Annotated in this window: 15 protein-coding genes; 2 read left to right on the forward strand and 13 right to left on the reverse strand. The window is 55.7% G+C overall.

The window, feature by feature from the left end; all coding sequences use genetic code 11:
* Nucleotides 1-25: 25 nt before the first annotated feature.
* The 11 genes from IB237_RS12890 to IB237_RS12940 all read right to left on the reverse strand — a co-directional run bounded on the left by IB237_RS12890 (nucleotide 26) and on the right by IB237_RS12940 (nucleotide 12,914).
* Nucleotides 26-1,069 (reverse strand): dipeptidase, encoded by a 1,044-nt coding sequence (locus IB237_RS12890; protein WP_192489075.1) that lies wholly within the window; start codon nucleotides 1,067-1,069, stop codon nucleotides 26-28.
* 11 nt (nucleotides 1,070-1,080) lie between these two features.
* The gene (locus tag IB237_RS12895) at nucleotides 1,081-2,025 is read right to left on the reverse strand and encodes an isoaspartyl peptidase/L-asparaginase family protein (protein ID WP_192489076.1); all 945 of its coding nucleotides are present in this window, start codon (nucleotides 2,023-2,025) and stop codon (nucleotides 1,081-1,083) included.
* A gap of 42 nt (nucleotides 2,026-2,067) precedes the next feature.
* A complete protein-coding gene (locus tag IB237_RS12900) occupies nucleotides 2,068-3,606 on the reverse strand; it encodes a hydantoinase/oxoprolinase N-terminal domain-containing protein (RefSeq protein WP_192489077.1) in 1,539 nt (512 codons plus the stop codon).
* Nucleotides 3,603-4,679 carry a DUF917 domain-containing protein gene (locus tag IB237_RS12905; protein ID WP_192489078.1) on the reverse strand — a complete coding sequence of 359 codons (1,077 nt, stop codon included), beginning with the start codon at nucleotides 4,677-4,679 and terminating at the stop codon, nucleotides 3,603-3,605. Before IB237_RS12905 ends, IB237_RS12900 begins: the two co-directional genes overlap by 4 nt.
* Nucleotides 4,680-4,846: 167 nt before the next feature.
* Nucleotides 4,847-6,442, reverse strand: coding sequence for an ABC transporter substrate-binding protein (locus IB237_RS12910; protein ID WP_192489079.1), 1,596 nt, complete (start codon nucleotides 6,440-6,442; stop codon nucleotides 4,847-4,849).
* A gap of 39 nt (nucleotides 6,443-6,481) precedes the next feature.
* Nucleotides 6,482-7,618, reverse strand: coding sequence for a DUF917 domain-containing protein (locus IB237_RS12915; protein WP_192489080.1), 1,137 nt, complete (start codon nucleotides 7,616-7,618; stop codon nucleotides 6,482-6,484).
* Complete coding sequence (locus IB237_RS12920; RefSeq protein ID WP_192489081.1) at nucleotides 7,611-9,167, reverse strand: hydantoinase/oxoprolinase family protein; 1,557 nt, start codon at nucleotides 9,165-9,167, stop codon at nucleotides 7,611-7,613. The genes IB237_RS12915 and IB237_RS12920 overlap by 8 nt, the downstream gene beginning before the upstream one ends.
* A 14-nt stretch (nucleotides 9,168-9,181) precedes the next feature.
* The gene (gene nikE, locus IB237_RS12925) at nucleotides 9,182-10,828 is read right to left on the reverse strand and encodes an ABC transporter ATP-binding protein (RefSeq protein ID WP_192489082.1); all 1,647 of its coding nucleotides are present in this window, start codon (nucleotides 10,826-10,828) and stop codon (nucleotides 9,182-9,184) included.
* A 3-nt stretch (nucleotides 10,829-10,831) separates the two neighbouring features.
* Complete coding sequence (locus IB237_RS12930) at nucleotides 10,832-11,713, reverse strand: ABC transporter permease (RefSeq protein WP_192489083.1); 882 nt, start codon at nucleotides 11,711-11,713, stop codon at nucleotides 10,832-10,834.
* Nucleotides 11,713-12,741, reverse strand: a complete 1,029-nt coding sequence (locus IB237_RS12935) for an ABC transporter permease (protein ID WP_192489084.1) — start codon at nucleotides 12,739-12,741, stop codon at nucleotides 11,713-11,715. The genes IB237_RS12930 and IB237_RS12935 overlap by 1 nt, the downstream gene beginning before the upstream one ends.
* Nucleotides 12,741-12,914 carry a hypothetical protein gene (locus tag IB237_RS12940; protein ID WP_192489464.1) on the reverse strand — a complete coding sequence of 58 codons (174 nt, stop codon included), beginning with the start codon at nucleotides 12,912-12,914 and terminating at the stop codon, nucleotides 12,741-12,743. Before IB237_RS12940 ends, IB237_RS12935 begins: the two co-directional genes overlap by 1 nt.
* On the opposite strand from IB237_RS12940, the gene IB237_RS12945 reads away from it, so the two are divergent.
* A complete protein-coding gene (locus tag IB237_RS12945; protein WP_192489085.1) occupies nucleotides 12,879-15,233 on the forward strand; it encodes a response regulator transcription factor in 2,355 nt (784 codons plus the stop codon). The two genes, IB237_RS12940 and IB237_RS12945, sit on opposite strands and share 36 nt — an antisense overlap.
* An 18-nt stretch (nucleotides 15,234-15,251) precedes the next feature.
* Here IB237_RS12945 and IB237_RS12950 read toward each other — a convergent pair whose 3' ends face one another.
* On the reverse strand, nucleotides 15,252-15,689 hold the full coding sequence (locus IB237_RS12950) for an EamA family transporter (RefSeq protein ID WP_192489086.1): 438 nt from the start codon (nucleotides 15,687-15,689) through the stop codon (nucleotides 15,252-15,254).
* A gap of 137 nt (nucleotides 15,690-15,826) precedes the next feature.
* Complete coding sequence (locus tag IB237_RS12955) at nucleotides 15,827-17,167, reverse strand: dicarboxylate/amino acid:cation symporter (RefSeq protein ID WP_192489087.1); 1,341 nt, start codon at nucleotides 17,165-17,167, stop codon at nucleotides 15,827-15,829.
* A gap of 241 nt (nucleotides 17,168-17,408) precedes the next feature.
* Here IB237_RS12955 and IB237_RS12960 point away from each other — a divergent pair, with 241 nt between their 5' ends.
* Nucleotides 17,409-19,250, forward strand: a complete 1,842-nt coding sequence (locus tag IB237_RS12960) for a sensor histidine kinase (RefSeq protein ID WP_192489088.1) — start codon at nucleotides 17,409-17,411, stop codon at nucleotides 19,248-19,250.
* Nucleotide 19,251 lies beyond the last annotated feature (1 nt).

The following is a 19,251-nucleotide window of genomic DNA, read 5'->3' on the forward strand; positions in this document are numbered from 1 at the left end:
AAAGCGACGTGATAAATCGCCTTTATCAGGCGCCCCAGGTCCGTTCGAGCAACGCAATCCAGTTGCCATGCGCAATTTTGACAAGGCTTTCCTCGTCATAACCGGCATCACGCAATGCGGTCAGCAGGCGCGGCAGGCCGGTGGCGTCACCAATCTTCTGTGAGATCAGCGTACCGTCAAAATCCGACCCCAATGCGACGTGATCGATACCGACATGTTCGACCAGATAGTCGATGTGCCGCACCATCACGGAAATATCCATATTCGGGTCGGCCTTGCCTTCCGGATGCAGGAATTTGACGCCGAAATTCAGGCCGATCAGACCATCGGTGTCACGAATGGCCGAAAGCTGCCAGTCAGTGGCATTGCGGCTGTGCGGGCAAACGGCAAATGCGTTTGAATGAGACGCAACAAGCGGCGCATCGGAAATTTTTGCGATATCACGGAAACCGGCATCATTCATGTGCGAAAGATCGACCATGATCTTCAGACGATTGCAGAGGCGAATGAGATCACGCCCTGCGTCCGTCAGACCGGGTCCGATATCGGGGTCGTGACCGAAGCGGAAGGGGACGCCGTGTGCAAATATGTTTGGCCGGCTCCAGACAGGTCCGAGCGTCCGCAGGCCCGCTGCGTGGAGAACGTGGACGATATCTAGGTCTGGGCCGGCGGCCTCGATACCTTCGATATGGAACACCGCGGCGAAGCTGCCTTTTTCCATGGCCTTGCGGATATCTGCAGCTGTCCGGCAGATGGTGAAAGCACCCTCTGACTGCGCCTCTATCCGTCCGAGAAGTGCCGCCTGACTGATCGTCTGGTCGATTGCACTGTGCAGTTCTACACGCGGCAGATCACCATTGGCATCAAGACCGCCCGCAGGTGATGGAACGTAGATGGCACAAAGTCCGCCGGCCAGACCGCCTTCACGAGCGCGCGGAATGTCGATATGGACATTGTTCTGCCCTTGCAGAAAGCGCTGTTCAGCCCCTTCGACACCCTCACGCATCAAGCGGGACAAGATATCATTGTGGCCGTCAAATACGGGCACACGTACGAGATCAGCAGTCATTCACAGCGTCCTTACAGTGTAATCTCATAAAGTTCTTCATGCGTGGCAACAAAGGCCTTGCCTTCCGTTGTCACCCAGCCACGAAACATGCCCGGCGTGTTGTATGGTGCACTGATGTTACCCGTGGCATCAACAGCAACCAATCCGGCTCCAATATCGTGAGCAGCGAGATCGTCGTTTATCAGTCCACCGGCTGCCGTTTCAAGGTCCTGCCCGAGATAAGACACGCGCGCCGCCACTTCATGACCAACCACGTAGCGAATAAAAAACTCGCCCTTGCCAGTACCAGAAACAGCGCAGGCACCATCGCGGGCATAGGTGCCCGCACCGATAACTGGACTATCGCCCACACGGCCATCCGGTTTGTTGGTGTAACCACCTGTTGATGTGGCGGCGGCCAAATGCCCGTCAGCGTCCAGTGCCACGGCGCCGACAGTGCCGTGTTTTTCGTTTTCGGTTGCTTCAGTTCCAGCAGCCGCATGGGCCTTCATCGCTTGCAGGGCCTCAACGCGTTTCGGGGTTGTGAAGTAGGACTGTGGTTCAACGGCCAGACCCTTTTCTCCAGCAAAGGTGTCAGCCGCAGGACCGGTCAGGAAAACGGCGCGACCGTCTTCCATCAGCACGCGGGCCGCCTTGATCGGATTGCGAATGACGCGCGAAGCACTGATCGCTCCAGCTTCCAGCGTCTGCCCATCCATGATCGACGCATCGAGTTCATGTAGGCCATGTTCGTTGAGTGCCGCGCCATGCCCGGCATTAAAGTGCGGGCTGTCTTCCATCACGACGACGGCAGCTTCAACAGCGTCAATCGACCGTCCACCCGCCTTCAACACGGCGTAGCCGGCACGCAAGGCATGTCCTAGATCGAGCCGCGCCTCAGCCCATTCCTGCGCCGTCATGCTATCCTGTGGCAGCACGCCACAACCACCATGTATGGCCAGTGCGATTTTAGTCATGTCATGCTCCAATCATGCCCTGCTATCAGCGGGTGCAGAGGTTCAGGTGAAGTCGATATCGCCGATAACCCGCACCCGAACGCGACGTGCGCCGCCCGGCAGGTAAGCAATCGGAATATCCTCGACTTCCAGTGTCTTGAGAGTGCTGCGGCCAGCACCGGAGGCAACTGCGGCGTCCTGCGCTTCAGCTTCCGCTTTTGCAAGCGCTTCATCACGGCTCATGCCGGAAAACACCTGATCGACTTCGCCAGAGACTTGCGCCATAGCAGCGCCCAAGGCATTGGCCACACCGGCATTTTCAACACGCAACACTTCCGACGCACCTGGTATGCTTTCCGGGATCAGAAATGCACCGCCGCCAACGGCGATCAATGGCACATCTTCAGCAGAGGTTTTCATCTGATCGAAATTATCAGCGACCATGTCTCGGATGCGGCCAAGGCATGACTTGACGAAAGTTGGATCAATATCCTTGACCCGATCCATGTCACCCATTTCGATCAGACCTGCAGCGACGGCGATATCCGACGTGGTCAGCGTATTGCCGCCGAACACTCGTGCTTCTGTCAGAATACGGTAACCCACCGAACGAGGACCAATGGTTCCTGTTTCAGGGTCGATAATGGTGCCGCCACCAAGCGCCACTGGCAACAGGTCTGGCATGCGGAAGAGCGTACGCACGCCACCGATATGAACGATGTTGTTTGCCTCGCGCGGGAAGCCGCCAATCAGGCAACCAATGTCCGATGTCGTACCGCCGACATCCACGACCATCGCATCCGTCAATCCGGTCAGGAAAGCCGCGCCACGCATGGAATTGGTTGGCCCGGACGCAAAGCTGTGCACGGGGTTTGCCGAAGCGACATCTGCCAAAGCGACTGTGCCATCATTCTGCGTCAGGAAGAACGGTGCCGTTACGCCCGCTTCGCGTAATGCGTCCGAAAATGCCTGTACTGTCGTTTTCCCCAGGGTCTGCAACGCGGCATTCAAAAGTGCAACGTTTTCACGTTCCAGCAAGCCAATGCGACCCAGCGTGTGCGACAGCGTGATGCGCGCATCCGGAATAACCGAACGGACAATGTCTGCGGCCTTGATTTCACACTCGGTGGTCAACGGTGAAAATGTAGCCGAGATCGCAATGGAAGTGATGCCCGCGTCGCGGATCTTCATTGCCGCTTCACGGATTTCATCCGGGATCATCGGCACCAGTGGGCTGCCATCATATTCATGGCCGCCATGCACCATGAAGATCATCGGATCAACAGCGCTGCGCAGATCATCCGGCCAATCGCACATCGGTGGTAAGGAACGGCCGGTTGGTAGCGCTATGCGAATAGCGGCAACTCGCTCAAGCCGCGCACGCTCGACCACTGCATTGGTAAAATGCGTTGTTCCGATCATTACCGCATCGATTGGCGTGCCAGCCGCCTGCGGATGCCCGGAGACATGTGCCAACGCCGCCTTCACACCCGAAAGCACGTCCTGTGTGGTTGGAACCTTGACGGAAGAGATAATTGTTTCGCCATCAATCAGCACGGCATCCGTGTTGGTGCCGCCTACGTCAATACCGATTCGTTTCATGGAAATACCGATCTGAAATCTATGTCATAGCCAAAGGCGCGGGGACCAACCGCAGCAATACCAGCTGGTGTTGTCAGAAGTTCCGGTGCGGGCAAAGCAACGACCGTCACGCGCTGTCCATAGCGCACCGATTCAGTGCCGATAGCACTGCCGGAAACCGTATCGAGCAGGCAAAGCAGGTCAGGCGTCATGGCGACAGGCGAACCGTCGCGGAAGGCGACAGCCCATTCATTCTGGAAGGCCAGTTCCATACGCGAACCCTTGTCGGCATCCATGCCTTCAATCACCGTACTGCCGCGCAGGAAGCCACCGGTAGTTTCACGCGCCACGTCAATCACCTTTCCGCGGAAAAGCTGTTTGCCACCTTCGTGGTCAAGAACCGCCTGTACCGGATCAGCATGCCGTGCACGCGCATCCATAACGGCACGTCCAAGTTCCACCGCCTTGGTGACGGTGTAGTGAATGCCCCACTCCTTGACTTCCTTGCCGGTGCGTGGCGCTTTGCAGGTCGCCGCCGTCGAGCCAACCTCGGTGCAGACTTTACGGGAAATCCGCTCCATCCACTTCCAGGATGCGGCACGGGTAACAATCACCTCGTTATCGCGCACATCAACCAGTGACAGCGGAAACATCGGCAGATTGCCAATCGCAAATGACGTCATCTGCGCTTCGGGATAGGCACGTCCCATCGCATCGGCATTCACAACCGGTCGGTCCAGCATTGCAGCGGCGAGGAAGGACGACAAAGCATTGGAACCGCCAATTTCCACGCTCATGATGGCGCGGAACGGTTTGCCCAGGTAATCTTCCATCACCTCCACCGCACGGGCAAGATGGACAGGGTCTCCAAGACGCTCCTGACCAACCAGCGGCGCGCCCATCTTGGAGACAACTGCAACCATGTCGTCATCTTCAAGTGCCATCGGGTCCATGATCTGGACGCGGCGACCTTCGGCATAGAGACGTCTGAGGTTCAGGGTGGAGATGTAAGGATTGCCTCCACCACCGGTACCCAAAATCCATGCGCCGGTGGCCAGCGGTTCAATGTTTTCTTCTGCGAATTCCTGAAGCATGTCCCACCCTAGAGCAATTCCGGCAAAATAGCGCAGCGCGCCTCACGTTCAGGAATTGCTTTAAAACAAAGAGATAGAGCGATTTTCGCAATCAAAACATGCGTAAACGCTCTGGGAAATTGTGTTTTCGACCCCGCATGTACGGGGCCGGATTTTCTGTATGCCTATCAGTTAGCCGAGCAGTCCCAATGGAAATTGGAGAAGTTCAGATCCCAGCTCTGCATCGGCACGAACTCGTAACCCTGCAGGCACTTGTTCGCACCGTAACGGCGGTTGGGTGCAACAGCCCAGACATCCGGCTGCAGCTCAGCAATCTTCGTCTGCAGTTCCTTATAGGTTGCATTTTGTTCAGCAACGTCGGTCGTCGCACGCGCCTTGTCGATCAGCGCATCGATTTCCGGGTTCTGCAACCATTCCATCGACATCCATGTACCAGACGCTTTCGAGTGGTACTGGTTGTAGAACATTGCGTCCGGCGAAGGGTAGGTCGGCGAAATGTTGACCTGTGTTGAGGCTGGAGTGGTTTCCGGCTTCGAAGAGAGCTCAACAATACGGTTCCATGGCTCTGGCTTGATATCAAGCGTGATGCCGATCTGCTCCAGATTGGCCTGCAGCATCAAAGCCACTTCAGCTTCGAAAGCCAGAGAGGCAACATAGCTGTTGACGAGCGTGATTGGCTGACCGGCATATTTGGACTTTGCCAGTTCTTCCTTGGCCTTTTCCAGATCGAAAACGCCCGGCTCGATGCCATCGTTATGGGCATCCTTGAAGGCGTCCGAAAGTGGACCCTGCATGTCGAAGCCCGGATAGATAACTTCCTGGATCGTCTTGTAGTCCGTTGCATAGGCAATGGCGCGACGAACATGAACGTCATCGGTCGGGTATGCCTTGGTGTTTAGCTTGATGACAAACCCGCCAGCAGTGCGGGTCTGGATGATCTTGTAACCATCCATCTTGCCGATGGACTCGTAGGTGTCGTTACCGAGACCGTGCGAGGTCAGACCAAGTTCACCTTTCTCAGCCAGAGCCTTTACTGTGGCATCGTCGCTTGTCTGGACAAAACGAACTTCATCGATCGGCTTGCCCTTGTTCCAGCCGCCGAAATAATCGGGGTTACGGGCAATAACCATGTCGGCAGAGCGGTTGTAGCTAACAAGGCTGTAGGGGCCAGAGCCTGATGAATGCTCGCCGACATAGGCTTCGCCCCACTTGTCGTCAGGCTTGGCATTGGCGGTGATAAGGTTCTCGTTCAGCGCAACCATCAAAGGTGTGACCGACATGAAAGGAGAAAACTGGCGGTCAAGCTTTACGATAACGGTGGCCTCATCAGGCGCGGTCACGTTATCAGGGTTTACCAGACCAACCAGCAGGTTCGACGGGCCCTTATTGATACCGATAAGCCGCTGGATAGACCAGACCAGATCGGACGCCTTAACGGCCGTGCCATCCTGGAACTTCACGTCATCACGCAAGTGGAATGTGTAGGTGAGGCCATCTTCCGAAATGTCCCAAGACTTCGCGAGATGCGGAACCACTTCACCCGATGGGCTCACGGTGGTCAAACCGTCATACATGTTCACTACGGCCATGTAGCCGGTGTAGTCGGTGACCTTGGCAGGGTCGAGCGAGCTGAAGATTTGCATGGTGTTGACGGCAATCGACACCTTTTCATCAGCCGCCTGCGCGGAGAAGCCCAAAGGCAGGGCGATTGCCGTGCCAAGCGCTAATGCCGCAAAACGCGAATGTCTGGAATGCAGTTTCATGGAAGTTCTCCTCTTTGTAATGCGGGAAAATCCCGCTTGTTATTCCGCAGCCTCACGAACCGGTGCAGGCAGGGGTGAATAGGCAATATCCGGGTAGCCGAATGCAGCAGGACCAACGACCTCAAGCGCGCGGGCAGTCCGCAGCAAATCATGGCAAGGGATCGCAATAACCGCGACACGCTGGCCATAACGCAGCATTTCAGTGGTGATCGGATAACCGGTGTCGACGTCCAGCAGAACGATCAGGTCAGGCACGCAAACCTCGACCTCGCCGTTACGACGGAAAATCAGGAATTCGTTCTGGATTGCGACGCCAGCCGTCTGGCCACTAAAGTCGTCGAAACCTGCCAGTTCCAGTTCACCGACTGCAAAACCACCACGCAGGTGACGCTTCAAATCGGTGATCTTGCCATTGAAGATGCGACGACCGCCTTCCAATTCACAAACGGCTGCGATCGGGTCTTCCTGAGCCTTGCGGGCACGGATAACCGCCTCACCAATGGCGATTGCCTTGGTGTAGCTTTTCGGAATGCCGTACTGGTGCACATAGTGGGCCTGCATGGGTGCAGTGGCCAACATGGCGCCGCCACCCTGCGCGACAACGCAGGCACGCGCCATACGTTCATGCCAGACTTCCGATACCGCATGACTGAAGATCACTGCATTGCCATGCAGGTCGCACATCACAGACGGCGTGGAACTGTGGCCATAGATCGAGAATGTTGTCATCTGCATTTCTGGGAAGGCGCGGCCCATGCCGTCGCAGTCCAGAATAGGCAAACCGCCAAGTGCCGCTGTAACCAGCGGGTTCATGGAGTTCGCACCGCCGATTTCTTCACAGACGATTGCGTCGATTGGCGCACGGATAAGTTCTTCCATCGCCCGCAGGCAACGCAGACCTTCACGACCTTCACGAATGCGCTCGACACCAACCACTGGCGCACCGATACCGCCAAGCGACATGCAGAGCGCGTCCGGCTCAATGGCGTCGGTCGCGAGAATTTTCATCTCATAACCGGCTTTCATCGCTTCAAGCACCAGCAGCTTGCCCTGATAGGGATTTCCGCCGCCGCCCGTACCCAGAATGCCCGAGCCGATTTCAAGCGCATCAAGATCTTCAACCGTCAGCGTGCGCAGGTTGGCCTCGTCATATTTCAACTTGCGCGTCTCAGCCATGATGGCCTCCCATTTCTCCGACGACTTTCACATGAATGCGGGTGGCGTTACCCGGCAGGTAAGCCAGCGGCATGTCTTCACGTTCGATAACCTCAAGCGTTTCTGGCAGGGCACCGGCCGCGATTGCCTTTTCACGGGCTTCAGCTTCCGCTTCTGCAAGTGCACTTTCGCGTGTACGGCCTTCCACCAGCGAGAAAACGCGGTCGGTTTCGCCGCTGATCTGCGCAATCGCTGCACCAACGGCATTGGCAACTGCGAAGTTGTCCGGGCGGATCACCTCGAGATCACCGATCCGCCCTGGCATCAGGATGGAACCGCCGCCGACGGCGATAACCGGAATTGGAGAAGAGGAAATACGGCTGCGCTCAACGCAGGCTTCCAACATGGAATTGATCTTGGCAGCAGCAGCCTTGACCAGCTTGCTGTCGAGAGTTTCAACCAGTGCCTTTTCGCCAATATCGGCCTTGCCGGAAGCAACAGCGATATCGGTCGCGGTTAATGTCGCACCGCCGAAGCACAGAGCTTCTTCACGGACACGGTAACCAACTGACTTCGGTCCAACGGTGATTTCCGAACCACCGTTTAATACCAGCGAACCGCCACCCAAGCCGATGGAGAACACATCTGGCATACGGAAGTTGGTGCGTACGCCACCGATGTCGACAGTTGTCGAAGCCTGACGCGGGAACCCATGCGACAGGGAGCCGACATCCGATGTTGTACCGCCAACGTCAACCACAACTGCATCCTTGAGACCTGTCAGGAATGCCGCACCACGCATCGAGTTGGTTGGGCCGGACGCAAATGTCAGAACAGGGAAGGCACGGACAACGTCAGCAGCCATCAACGTGCCGTCGTTCTGTGTGATGTAAAACGGGCAGGTGATGCCAGCAGTGGCAAGCGCCTTGCCAAATGCCGCGACAGTCCGGTCTGCCAGAGAAAGCAGGCTTGCGTTCATGATCGCGGCGCTTTCACGCGCCAGCAGGCCATGGCGACCGATGTCCTTGGACATGACAACAGGAAGACCTGGGCAATGCTGTTGCAGAATTTCCTTGGTGCGAAGTTCCATGGCATCGTTGATGCCACTGAACACACAAGTCACGGCAGCAGCCTTCAGGCCCTTGACGCGAATGTCGCTAGCGATCCGCACGATGGCATCTTCGTCGAGCGGCGAAATTTCGCGGCCATCGAACTCATAACCACCCTTGACCTGATAGCCGTGATTGCCAACGATCTTGCGCAGATCGTCTGGCCAATCCACCATCGGTGGCAAACCTGCGCCCGATGGCAGACCAAGACGGATAGCGGCCACCTCTTCCATATGCCGTCGCTCAATGACGGCATTGGTGAAGTGTGTCGTGCCGATCATCACAGCGGAGATCACACTGCGATCAATACCCGAAGCCTCGATAACCTTTTCGAGCGCTTCGAGAACGCCGGATGTCACATCCTCCGTGGTGGAAGCCTTAACTCCCGCCAGTACAATTTTATCCTTCAGGACTACAGCATCCGTATTGGTGCCGCCTACATCAATTCCAACGCGATACACGTCAGCTCCTCTCATCAGTCCGTTGTTTTCACCAGAAAGCGCAAGCGCTCTTCTTCGGTGACGGTGGGTTTCTCGCGTTCTTCCTCATCGGTAACGACAGGGATCGCGGCAATTAGTGCGCGGGTGTAAGGGTGTTGCGGATCGGCAAAGACCTCGCGCGTTGAACCTTCTTCGACGATTTCGCCGCGCAGCATGATTGCGATGCGCGAACAGAAGTTGCGCATGAGCGAAAGGTCATGGGAAATCATCAGGTAGGTCAGTCCGAGTTCCTGCCGCAGCTGCTCCAGCAATTCGATGACCGTTTTCTGAACAGACACATCAAGAGCGGCGGTCGGTTCGTCCAGAATGAGTATCTTCGGTTCGGCCGCCAAAGCGCGTGCAATCGCGACACGCTGTTTCTGGCCACCCGACAATTCGTGAGGATACTTGGCGAGATAGGATTGCGGCAGACGGACCAGATCCATCAACTCCAGCATCCGTGCTTCGCGGGCGGTCTTGTCCATGCCAATCGACTTTAAAGGCAAGGTCAGCGTCTGTCGGACAGACCGTTTGGGGTTCAGCGATGTGCCCGGGTTCTGATAAACAATCTGGGTCAGGCGTTTACCGCGCGCCGGTGCTGGCGCATCAACGGACAGGCTGCCAGACGTCGGTGAAGACAGGCCCATGATCATTCTGGCGACAGTCGTCTTGCCGGAACCGGATTCACCGGCAAGGCCAAATATCTCACCTTCACGCAATGTCAGGGTCACGTCACGAACGGCGTGATAACCATTACGCTTGCCAAAAATCTTGTTGAGATCATTGAGCCGGACAATCGGCTCGCGATCACTTTCCGGCGCATCAACAACACGTGGGCCGTAAAGCGGCGGCACAGCGTTCAGTAGAGAGTTGGTATAGGGCTCGCGCGGCGCATGAAGAATTTCCGAGCATGGGCCGGTTTCGACAATATCACCATGGTGCATGACCACCACGCGGTCTGCCACCTTGCGAACTACGCCAAGATTGTGGGTAATCATCAGCAGGGCCATATTCTCTTCAATGACCAGACGATTGATCAGATTGAGAATTTCATCCTGCGTGGTCACATCGAGAGCCGTACCCGGCTCATCGGCGATCAGCAGCTTTGGACGGTGCAGCAAGGCAAGACCGATCAGAACACGCTGGCGCATGCCGCCGGACAGTTCCGACGGATAGGCATTCATGACACGTTCGGTGTCTGCCAGCTGCACGCGACGCAACACCTCGGCGATACGGTTGCGACGCTCTGACTTCGATGACGAGATGCCATTGCGTTTGTCTGCAAAACGCATGACGTCATCTAGATGCGTACCAATCCTGAAAACCGGATTGAAGGACGATAGCGGGTCCTGCATGATCAGGGAAAATGCCGTACCCTTCAGTGCCTCACGTTCTGCTTTTGGCAGGGTAAGAACATCTTTTCCACCCACCACAATCGAGCCGGATGTGATCGAAGCATTTTTCGGCAAGGTACCGATGATTGCCTTGGCGGTTACGGATTTTCCCGAACCTGTTTCACCAATCAGTGCAACACGTTCGCCAGCAGCAACGGTAAAGCCCACATTGCGCAACACCTGACGCGAACGGCCATACGTCGTGAAGGAAACGTTGAGGTTCTCAACCTGAAGAAGCGGTTCAGTCATCAATCAATTCTCCACGTCGAACATGTCGCGCAGGCCATCGCCCAGCAGGTTGAAACCAAGAGTAACGTAGAGAACAGCGGCACCGGGGCAGAGCACTTCCCACCAGAATTCAGGCATGAACTGACGGCCATCAGCCACCATCGAGCCAAGGTCAGGGATAGGAGGCTTCACGCCGAAACCGAGGAAGCTGAGCGTCGCGCCGAACAGGATGACGAATGCCGCATCAAGCGTGGTCTTGACCGAGATAACCGACACGCAATTCGGCAATATTTCCCGGAAAAGAATGTGCATGGGACCGGCGCCGGCAAGGCGTGCCGCCTCGATGTAATCTTCCGAGGCAATCGACTTCGATACCGAATAGATGAGGCGCGCGTGCCATGTCCACCACAACAGCGTAATAGCAATCATCGCATTCATCAGTGTCGGTTCGAGAAGGTTAGACACGGCAAGCGCCATTACCAGAGGGGGCATCGCCAGCATGACGTTGGTAAGGCCGGTGATGAATTTCTCTGTCCAGCCGCCGACGTAACCAGCCACCAACCCGAGAATTGTGCCCACTGGTACGGAGATACCCAGCACGCCGATAACCAGCAGCAACGAGATACGCAGACCAAAAACAGTGCGCGAAAAGATGTCGCGGCCCGCCTTGTCCGTGCCAAACCAGTGCAGGGCATCGGGAGGCAGGTGTCTGGCGCGAAAATCAACCACTGCGCCAACATGCTTCGGATAAGGCGTCAAAAATGGTGCAAAGACAGCAAGAATAACGACCGAGAGCAGGATGAGCGCGCCGATAACGGCAGCCGGGTTGCGACTGAACCGGTACCACAGAATGTAACCGGCACTCAGCGCCTTGTCGGATGTGTCGAGCATTTTCATATCGGCCATCAGCGTGCCTCCTTGTGACGCAGGCGTGGGTCGATGATCGAGATCAGAACGTCGACGATCATGTTTGCAACGATGAAGAACAGACCGGCGACCAGAACCACAGCGGTAACGGCATTGAGGTCTTTCTGAAGGATTGAGTTCAGGCCGTAGGAAGCAAAACCGCCCCAGGCAAAAACCATTTCAATAACAAAGGCGTTGCCGATCAGCGAGGCGAATTCCAGGCCCATGATTGTCAAGGGTGCGATGGATGACAGCTTCAAGAGGTAACGGAAGATGATGACCCGTTCAGGCACGCCGAAGCTCTGCAGCGTCAGCACGTGATCCTTGCGCTGATTTTCGATCATCGAGGAGCGGGTAATGCGGGTGATCTGTCCGATACCGGCCATGGACAGCGCAAATGCTGGCAGTGCGAGATGTTTGAGAGCATCGCCGACCACATCAAAACGACCGGCCAGTAGACCATCGACGAGAATGAAACCGGTTGGTCCACCTTGCCAGCCAAGTGAATGGTCCAGCCGCCCAATGATTGGCCAGCCACTGATGTATCTGGCAGCCAGCAGCTGCAGGGTAATGGCAAACAGAAAGCTCGGAATGGTGACGCCGGTCAGGGACAGAATGCGGCCGAGATGATCGAGCCCTCTATCGCGGTAATGCGCGGTGATGACGCCAAGGGGAATTGCGACCAGAAACATGAATATGACGGATACCAGCACCAGTTCAACGGTCGCGGGAACAGTCTGCGCAAGGTCTGTTGTGACCGGGCGCTGCGACACCAACGACATGCCGAGATCCCCGTGCAGGGCATTTTTGACATAATCGACATATTGCAAGGCTAGAGGCTTATCCAGACCCATCTGCAGGCGTAGCGCCTCAACCTGTTCCTGCGTGGCAGCAGGGCCAAGAGCCATACGCGCCGGGTCACCCGGCACCACACGCGCCAATGCAAAAATCATGATGGACAGGGCAATCATGACAAGCACGAATGTACCAAGCCGGGTCATAATTGCGATCAACGGATGTTGCTGCATCAGCGGAAGTTTCCTTGTGCATCGGCTTTTTGATGCATCAACATCACCAGATAACAAGAGATCAGCAACCGCAAAAAAGTATAGTTTTTTATCGTCATGGTATAGGTTTTTGTACGACTATAGCCTATCCATTCGGCATGAATGTCATGCTTCCACGCCCTCATCTGTGCCAACGCATCCTCCAGGAAACTGCAGGCGTCATCTTTTTGCGGGCACCGGCAGGAGCGGGGAAAACCAGCCTGTTAAAACTGTTCGCCGGCTTGACGGAACGTTCTGTTTGCACGTCAACACATCCCAAAACTGAGGATGTAAAAGACGGCTGGCTTTTATGGGATGTCCCGGTCGCTGCACGCACAGCCAAGATACCGGCCGCAACCCTTCAAACCGTGACCACGGTCATTATCGCCTGTCGCCCCGAACAACGTATCAGCGGCCTTGGTCGGCAGATATTGCATCATGGCTCGACAACGATCGGCGCTGAAGACCTGACCTTTTCCGATGAAGAGCTTAATGCGCTACCAGCGGCGAGCGCAGCATCGATGCGGGAAGGTTACGCCGGTTGGCCAGCCTTTTTGCCACTTCAGGGCAACATCGATGATGACACCTGTTGCGACTATTTGCGCGAAACCTTCTTAAGCCATCTCTCGCCAGAACAGACCATGGCGCTGTCGATATGGCTTGAAGCGCCTGATGGCGCCGCGCATCAACCCTGGGCTAGTCAGCTACCGCCGTTTCTGACACGTCATCCGCAACGGCACGAAGACCTGATACGACTGTTGACGATTGCAGTGCACGAGCGTCTCCAAGTTCTGGAAAACAGCATCGCAGTTGTCGAATTGGCTTCCGCATTGGAGAAGGCGGACCGCGCGCTGCAAGCCATGGCTCTGCTGCTGGACAAGGGATATGAAACACATGCCGCGCAAATTCTAGCGCGCGCGCATGGGCGTGAATTGATCTATCGCAGCAGTGTCAATGCGTTTCAAAACATCATCATGCACTTCTCGCATGACATGATTGCCTCTAACGAAACGGTATTGTTTGCGGTATGCAGAGCACTGCTCAAGCAGGGTGAGTTGCAGCGCGTGCGCCATCTCGTCGGTAAGCATCTTGGTTCAGATTACCTTGATCCATTCAGGGTTCTGGCAAACGGTTCGCGCTTTTCCTTTGCTGCCCGCACTTTCCGTCTGAATCTGATGATTACGGAAGACCTGACACCCAACGATGCGATGATTACCCGCCTTGGTGAATTCATGGCGGATTACCCAATGGGTGACCATGGCAAATGGGCCGGCTACTACAACGCCCTTCTTGAGTTCGAAATCCGCCGCCGTAACTTCCGTGAGGCGGAAGCTGCGGCTGCCCGAGCGCTTATCTATCTGCGCAAAATGGGCGGTCAACCACTTCTCGAATTCTTCATCCACCTGCACCAGATCGTGCTGCGATTGATGAGCGGCGATGCGCTGATGGCACGGCGGGCAGCGCAAGATGCACGTGAACGATTGGAGCAGGTCACGCACGAAGTCCCGCAAGAAAGGCGCATGTTGCGGCTGGCGGAAGCCTGCATAAACTACGAATCAGGCCGCCCACGCGATCTGCTGGAATTCATCCAGAAAGACTTTGAGCACTTCGCGGCCGCTGAGATCTGGCCGAGCCTCATGCAGTTTGCTCTGCATTATGCGACCCAGATCGTCATGGACCATTTCCCGATGACCATAAGGCCGGGATTTCTGGATGGCCTGTGGATACACCTGTCTGAAGGATTACAGTTTCATGCGATGATGGAAATCCGCACCGCGATAGCCTACCAAAATACCAACCGCTGGTCGGAAGCTGCTGCGACACTGACTTCCATCCGTATGCCGATGGGTAAAAACTGGGTCGAAAGTGCCGAAGAAGAACTGACCCGACTGACGCGGCGTGACGAGATCACCTACGTCATGGCCTGGCTTAGAGATGCGGTTCACGTCTGGACGCCCCGCAACTATCTGCCACGACAGATCGATGCACTAATTGCCAATCCGAAAGTCACCAATCGCGAGAGGGTGGCGCTGCTGATCTGGCAGAGCTACACGGCCCATCAACGCCGTGACAATGCTGCTGCGCGGGCCAATATCTTGCTGGCACTGGAAACGGCAACGCCCCTCGGCTGCAATGGCGTCCTTTCCGAAGAACGAATCTTTCTGTCGCCGCTTCTCGAAAATCGTCGAATACGCAGCTTCATCGAAACCTCGTCTGATGTGCGCGCTGCTTTGGCGATTTTTGCAGCTTCAGTGAACTCCCCGCAAGCCCGCGCAATCCATGGTGGATTGTCTCAACGCGAAGTACAGATGCTGCAATTTCTGGCCGGCGGCATGTCCAACAAAAAAATCGCTCAAGCCCTGAACATCTCTGAAGTCACCGTCAAGTTTCACCTTGGAAACCTGTTTCGAAAGCTCGACTGCAACTGCCGCGCCGAAGCCATCAGAGCCGCCACCGCACTCGGTTGGCTCTGAAACGACGCTCTTACTGTCCTATCCTCTATAAGCAATCAGTACCGCACCGCACGCGATGAGAACAACGCCAAGCCAGTTCGACAGTGACAATCTCTCCCCCAGAAACAAAACTGCAAATACGGCCACGAACACGACGCTCAGTTTGTCGATTGGCGCAACACGAGCGGCATCGCCAAGCTTCAGCGCGCGAAAATAACAAATCCACGAGGCTCCGGTCGCAAGGCCGGAAAGAACCAAAAACAGCCAGGTCCGTCCGGAAATGCCGGATGGTTGTTGCCAGTTGCCTGTCATGTACCCCATCAGACCGGCGGCACATAAAATGACAATGGTGCGAATGAATGTTGCAAAGTCAGAATTGCCATTCTCGACACCGATCTTGGCAAAAATCGCGGTCAAGGCGGCGAAAGCAGCCGACAGCAATGCCCAGAAAGGCCATAAAGCAAAAAGACCTTTCATTTTTTGATCTCGGAAACTGCAGAAGGTTCGGGTTCAGTCAATGCACCGCAACGCAGCCGCCGCAAGCCTTTTTCCATGACAAAGAAAAACCCGGACACCTGAGGAAGCCGGGTTCTGTTGTTTCGCCTTGCGCGATTTTATTCAGCAGGCTGCGGCATCGGCGTGTCGTCGATCACATCGATGCTGGCAATTTCCTCACCGTTTAGAACGCGCTGAAGCTGAGCCTGATCAAGTTCACCTTCCCAACGCGCAACGACGATAGTGGCAACGGCATTACCAACGAAGTTGGTCAGTGCGCGGCACTCGGACATGAAGCGGTCGATACCGAGAATGAGCGCCATTCCAGCGACCGGAACGGAAGGAACAACGGACAGCGTTGCAGCAAGCGTGATGAAACCGGCACCGGTGATACCAGCAGCGCCCTTCGAGCTGAGCATCGCAACCAGCAACAGCAGGATCTGCTCACCGAACGACAGGTGAATACCTGTTGCCTGCGCAATGAACAGGGCCGCAAGCGTCATGTAGATGTTGGTACCGTCAAGGTTGAAGGAGTAACCGGTCGGGATAACCAGACCGACAACCGAGCGTTTGCAGCCGGCCTTTTCCATCTTGCTCATCAGGCCCGGAAGCGCAGCTTCCGAAGACGATGTACCGAGAACCAGCAGCAACTCTTCCTTGATGTAGCGAATAAGCGCCAGAATGGAGAAGCCGTTGTAACGGGCGACCGCACCAAGGATAACCAGCACGAAGATCAGCGATGTCAGATAGAAGGTACCAATGAGCATCGCCAGATTGGTCACCGACGAAATGCCGTATTTGCCGATTGTGAAAGCCATCGCGCCGAAAGCACCAATAGGAGCAGCCTTCATCAGGATCGCGACCAGCTTGAAGATCGGGTACATCATGGCATGCATGAAGTCGACGACCGGCTTGCCTTTCTCTCCGACGACACCAAGTGAAATACCGAAGAGCACCGAGAAGAACAGCACCTGGAGAATGTCACCACTGGCAAATGCACCGACAATGGTGGTCGGGATGATGTTCATCAAAAAGCCGGTGATCGTCTGCTCATGTGCCTTGTCGGCATAGGTCGCAACCGCCGTCGCATCGAGAGACGCAGGGTCGATATTCATGCCGGCACCCGGCTGAACAACGTTCGCGACAATCAGACCAACGACCAGCGCAAGCGTCGAAAAGGTCAGGAAGTAGATCATCGCTTTGCCAGCAACACGCCCGACCTTCTTCATGTCGTTCATACCGGCAATACCCGTCGCAACGGTCAAAAAGATAACAGGTGCAATGATCATCTTGACGAGACGAATGAAACCGTCACCCAATGGCTTCAGCTGCTCACCGATGGACGGCCAGAAATGGCCCAGCAGGATACCGGCCAGAATGGCAACCAGCACCTGGAAATACAGGTGACGGTAAAATGGCATGCGGGCATGGCTTGCAGCCACAGCTGTACTATCAATCATGATTTTCTCCTCCTCGGCTGGACCTGCCTTTATAGGGGCCTCCCGGTCAGCCTTGTTTGGTCTGGGGCCTCGCGACCGCTTGATGACGGGTCTGCAAACACCGTGCCAAGACAAGAAAAATCAGATAAATACCTGAAATAAATCGATTTAATTTCTTTATGCAGCTTCACTAAATCTGGAATCGTGTAGATTTCCGCGCAGAAATATTGCCTTTTGTGTGAAAATACGCACAAGGTAAACGATGACCACATTCACCGCATCCGGGTTCAAACATATCGATGCCGCGCAAAGGCCGTGGTGGCTGTTTGCGCTTATCTGGGCTGTAATTGCGGTGGTGGCGATTTATGTCGCAGGCGAACTTGGCCGAACGGAAACCATCAAGGCCTTACAGCAGGACGCCTCGACTGACGGGCAACTGAAAGTCGCGCTTCTGAATGTTGCATTAGAGCGGCCCCGCGCCCTGCCGCTTGTGTTATCAGGCGATAGGGATCTCGTTGCAGCTCTGGAAACTGGTGGTGTCGCAGTAGATCGGCTTAACCGCAAACTGGAGGGACTGATCGAAGGCACACAGGCCTCGGTGATTTACGTGACAGGGCCGAATGGCGTCGCAATAGCATCCAGCAATTGGCGTGCCGCAGACAGTTTTGTCGGCACCAGCTATTCCTTCCGGGACTACTTCAGCCTCGCAATGCGCACAGGCATGGCCGAGCACTACGCCTTGGGAAATGTCAGCCGCAAACCCGGCCTTTACATATCACGACGTGTGGATTCTGAAGATGGCAAAGCGCTCGGTGTCGTCATCGCGAAGGTCGAATTCAACCGTCTGGAGGCTGACTGGAGAATAGGTGGCAAACCGGTTTATGTCGCTGATGCCAACGGCGTTGTGCTGATGACGAGTATTTCGGCATGGCGCTTTGACACAATCAAACCCATAGACCAACAGACCCGCCGCACCATTGCCGACAGCCTGCAATTTGGCAATGAAACACTTGATCTGCTGCCATTTTCCTCGTTGCGCTTTATCGACAATTCGACGGAGCTGATTCACATCAACTCTCCCGCCGTCAACAGTGGTGACTACCTACGCTTCATCCTGCCTGTTCCAACCACCTCATGGCACTTGCATTATCTTTTGCCGGTTGAACCTACCTTGATGGTAGAGGTGCAGAGGATGCGTCTGCTGATGCTGGCCGGCATGATGCCGCTTATCGTATTGTCTGGTTTGTGGTTGCGACGGCGCCAAAAAGCCCGACAAGCTGAAGAAGTTGCGGCCAAGGCCCGCGCAGAGCTGGAACGCCGGGTGGATGAACGAACACGTGACCTGCAAAGTGCCATGGACCAGCTGGAAACCGAAATCAGCGGCCACCAGCAGACCGGTCGAGAATTGCAAACTGTCCAGCAGGAACTTGTAAAGGCAAACCGGCTCGCCATTCTCGGACAGGTGGCAGCTGGCGTCGCCCATGAAATCAACCAGCCTGTCGCGACGATCCGCGCCTTTGCGGACAATGCACGCACTCTCATGAACCGCCGGCGGTTGGAAGAAGCCGACGAAAACATGAAAGACATTGCTGCGTTGACCGAGCGCATAGGCGTCATCACCAGTGATTTGAAGATACTGGCCCGCAAGGGCAGGGGGGCTGCACAGCCTGTCAGTGTCAAGGCTGTCATCGAAGGTGCAGTCGTGCTGCTGCGCAGCCGTTTCGCTGGTCATATGGAGGCGCTTGATATCGCTCTTCCCGCTGAAACCTTGATGGTGTCTGGCAGCCCCATCCGGCTGGAGCAGATCGTGATCAACCTTCTCCAGAATGCGCTGGAAGCAGTTGAAGACAAGGCCGGTGGTCAGGTAACGATCAGCGTGCGCGACGCTGCCGATCAGGTGGTCTTGAGCGTTGCAGACAACGGGCCGGGCATTGCGCCAGACATTCTTGAGGCTCTGTTCACGCCCTTCAACACATCGAAAGACGGTGGACTTGGGCTTGGACTGGTTATCTCCCGCGAAATTGCCGCTGACTATGGCGGACGTATCGAGGTGGAAAGCAATCCGAGTGGAACCTGCTTCTCCGTCTATCTCAAAAAGGCATGAT

This window comes from Agrobacterium sp. AGB01 (assembly GCF_014851585.1).
Taxonomy (GTDB): Bacteria; Pseudomonadota; Alphaproteobacteria; order Rhizobiales; family Rhizobiaceae; genus Agrobacterium.

Excerpts from the sequence above, each read along its gene's own strand:
- IB237_RS12890 (WP_192489075.1), bottom strand. The coding sequence starts at position 1,069 with ATGACTGCTGATCTCGTACGTGTGCCCGTATTTGACGGCCACAATGAT.
- IB237_RS12895 (WP_192489076.1), bottom strand. The coding sequence starts at position 2,025 with ATGACTAAAATCGCACTGGCCATACATGGTGGTTGTGGCGTGCTGCCA.
- IB237_RS12900 (WP_192489077.1), bottom strand. The coding sequence starts at position 3,606 with ATGAAACGAATCGGTATTGACGTAGGCGGCACCAACACGGATGCCGTG.
- IB237_RS12905 (WP_192489078.1), bottom strand. The coding sequence starts at position 4,679 with ATGCTTCAGGAATTCGCAGAAGAAAACATTGAACCGCTGGCCACCGGC.
- IB237_RS12910 (WP_192489079.1), bottom strand. The coding sequence starts at position 6,442 with ATGAAACTGCATTCCAGACATTCGCGTTTTGCGGCATTAGCGCTTGGC.
- IB237_RS12915 (WP_192489080.1), bottom strand. The coding sequence starts at position 7,618 with ATGGCTGAGACGCGCAAGTTGAAATATGACGAGGCCAACCTGCGCACG.
- nikE (WP_192489082.1), bottom strand. The coding sequence starts at position 10,828 with ATGACTGAACCGCTTCTTCAGGTTGAGAACCTCAACGTTTCCTTCACG.
- IB237_RS12930 (WP_192489083.1), bottom strand. The coding sequence starts at position 11,713 with ATGGCCGATATGAAAATGCTCGACACATCCGACAAGGCGCTGAGTGCC.
- IB237_RS12935 (WP_192489084.1), bottom strand. The coding sequence starts at position 12,741 with ATGCAGCAACATCCGTTGATCGCAATTATGACCCGGCTTGGTACATTC.
- IB237_RS12945 (WP_192489085.1), top strand. The coding sequence starts at position 12,879 with ATGAATGTCATGCTTCCACGCCCTCATCTGTGCCAACGCATCCTCCAG.
- IB237_RS12950 (WP_192489086.1), bottom strand. The coding sequence starts at position 15,689 with ATGAAAGGTCTTTTTGCTTTATGGCCTTTCTGGGCATTGCTGTCGGCT.
- IB237_RS12955 (WP_192489087.1), bottom strand. The coding sequence starts at position 17,167 with ATGATTGATAGTACAGCTGTGGCTGCAAGCCATGCCCGCATGCCATTT.
- IB237_RS12960 (WP_192489088.1), top strand. The coding sequence starts at position 17,409 with ATGACCACATTCACCGCATCCGGGTTCAAACATATCGATGCCGCGCAA.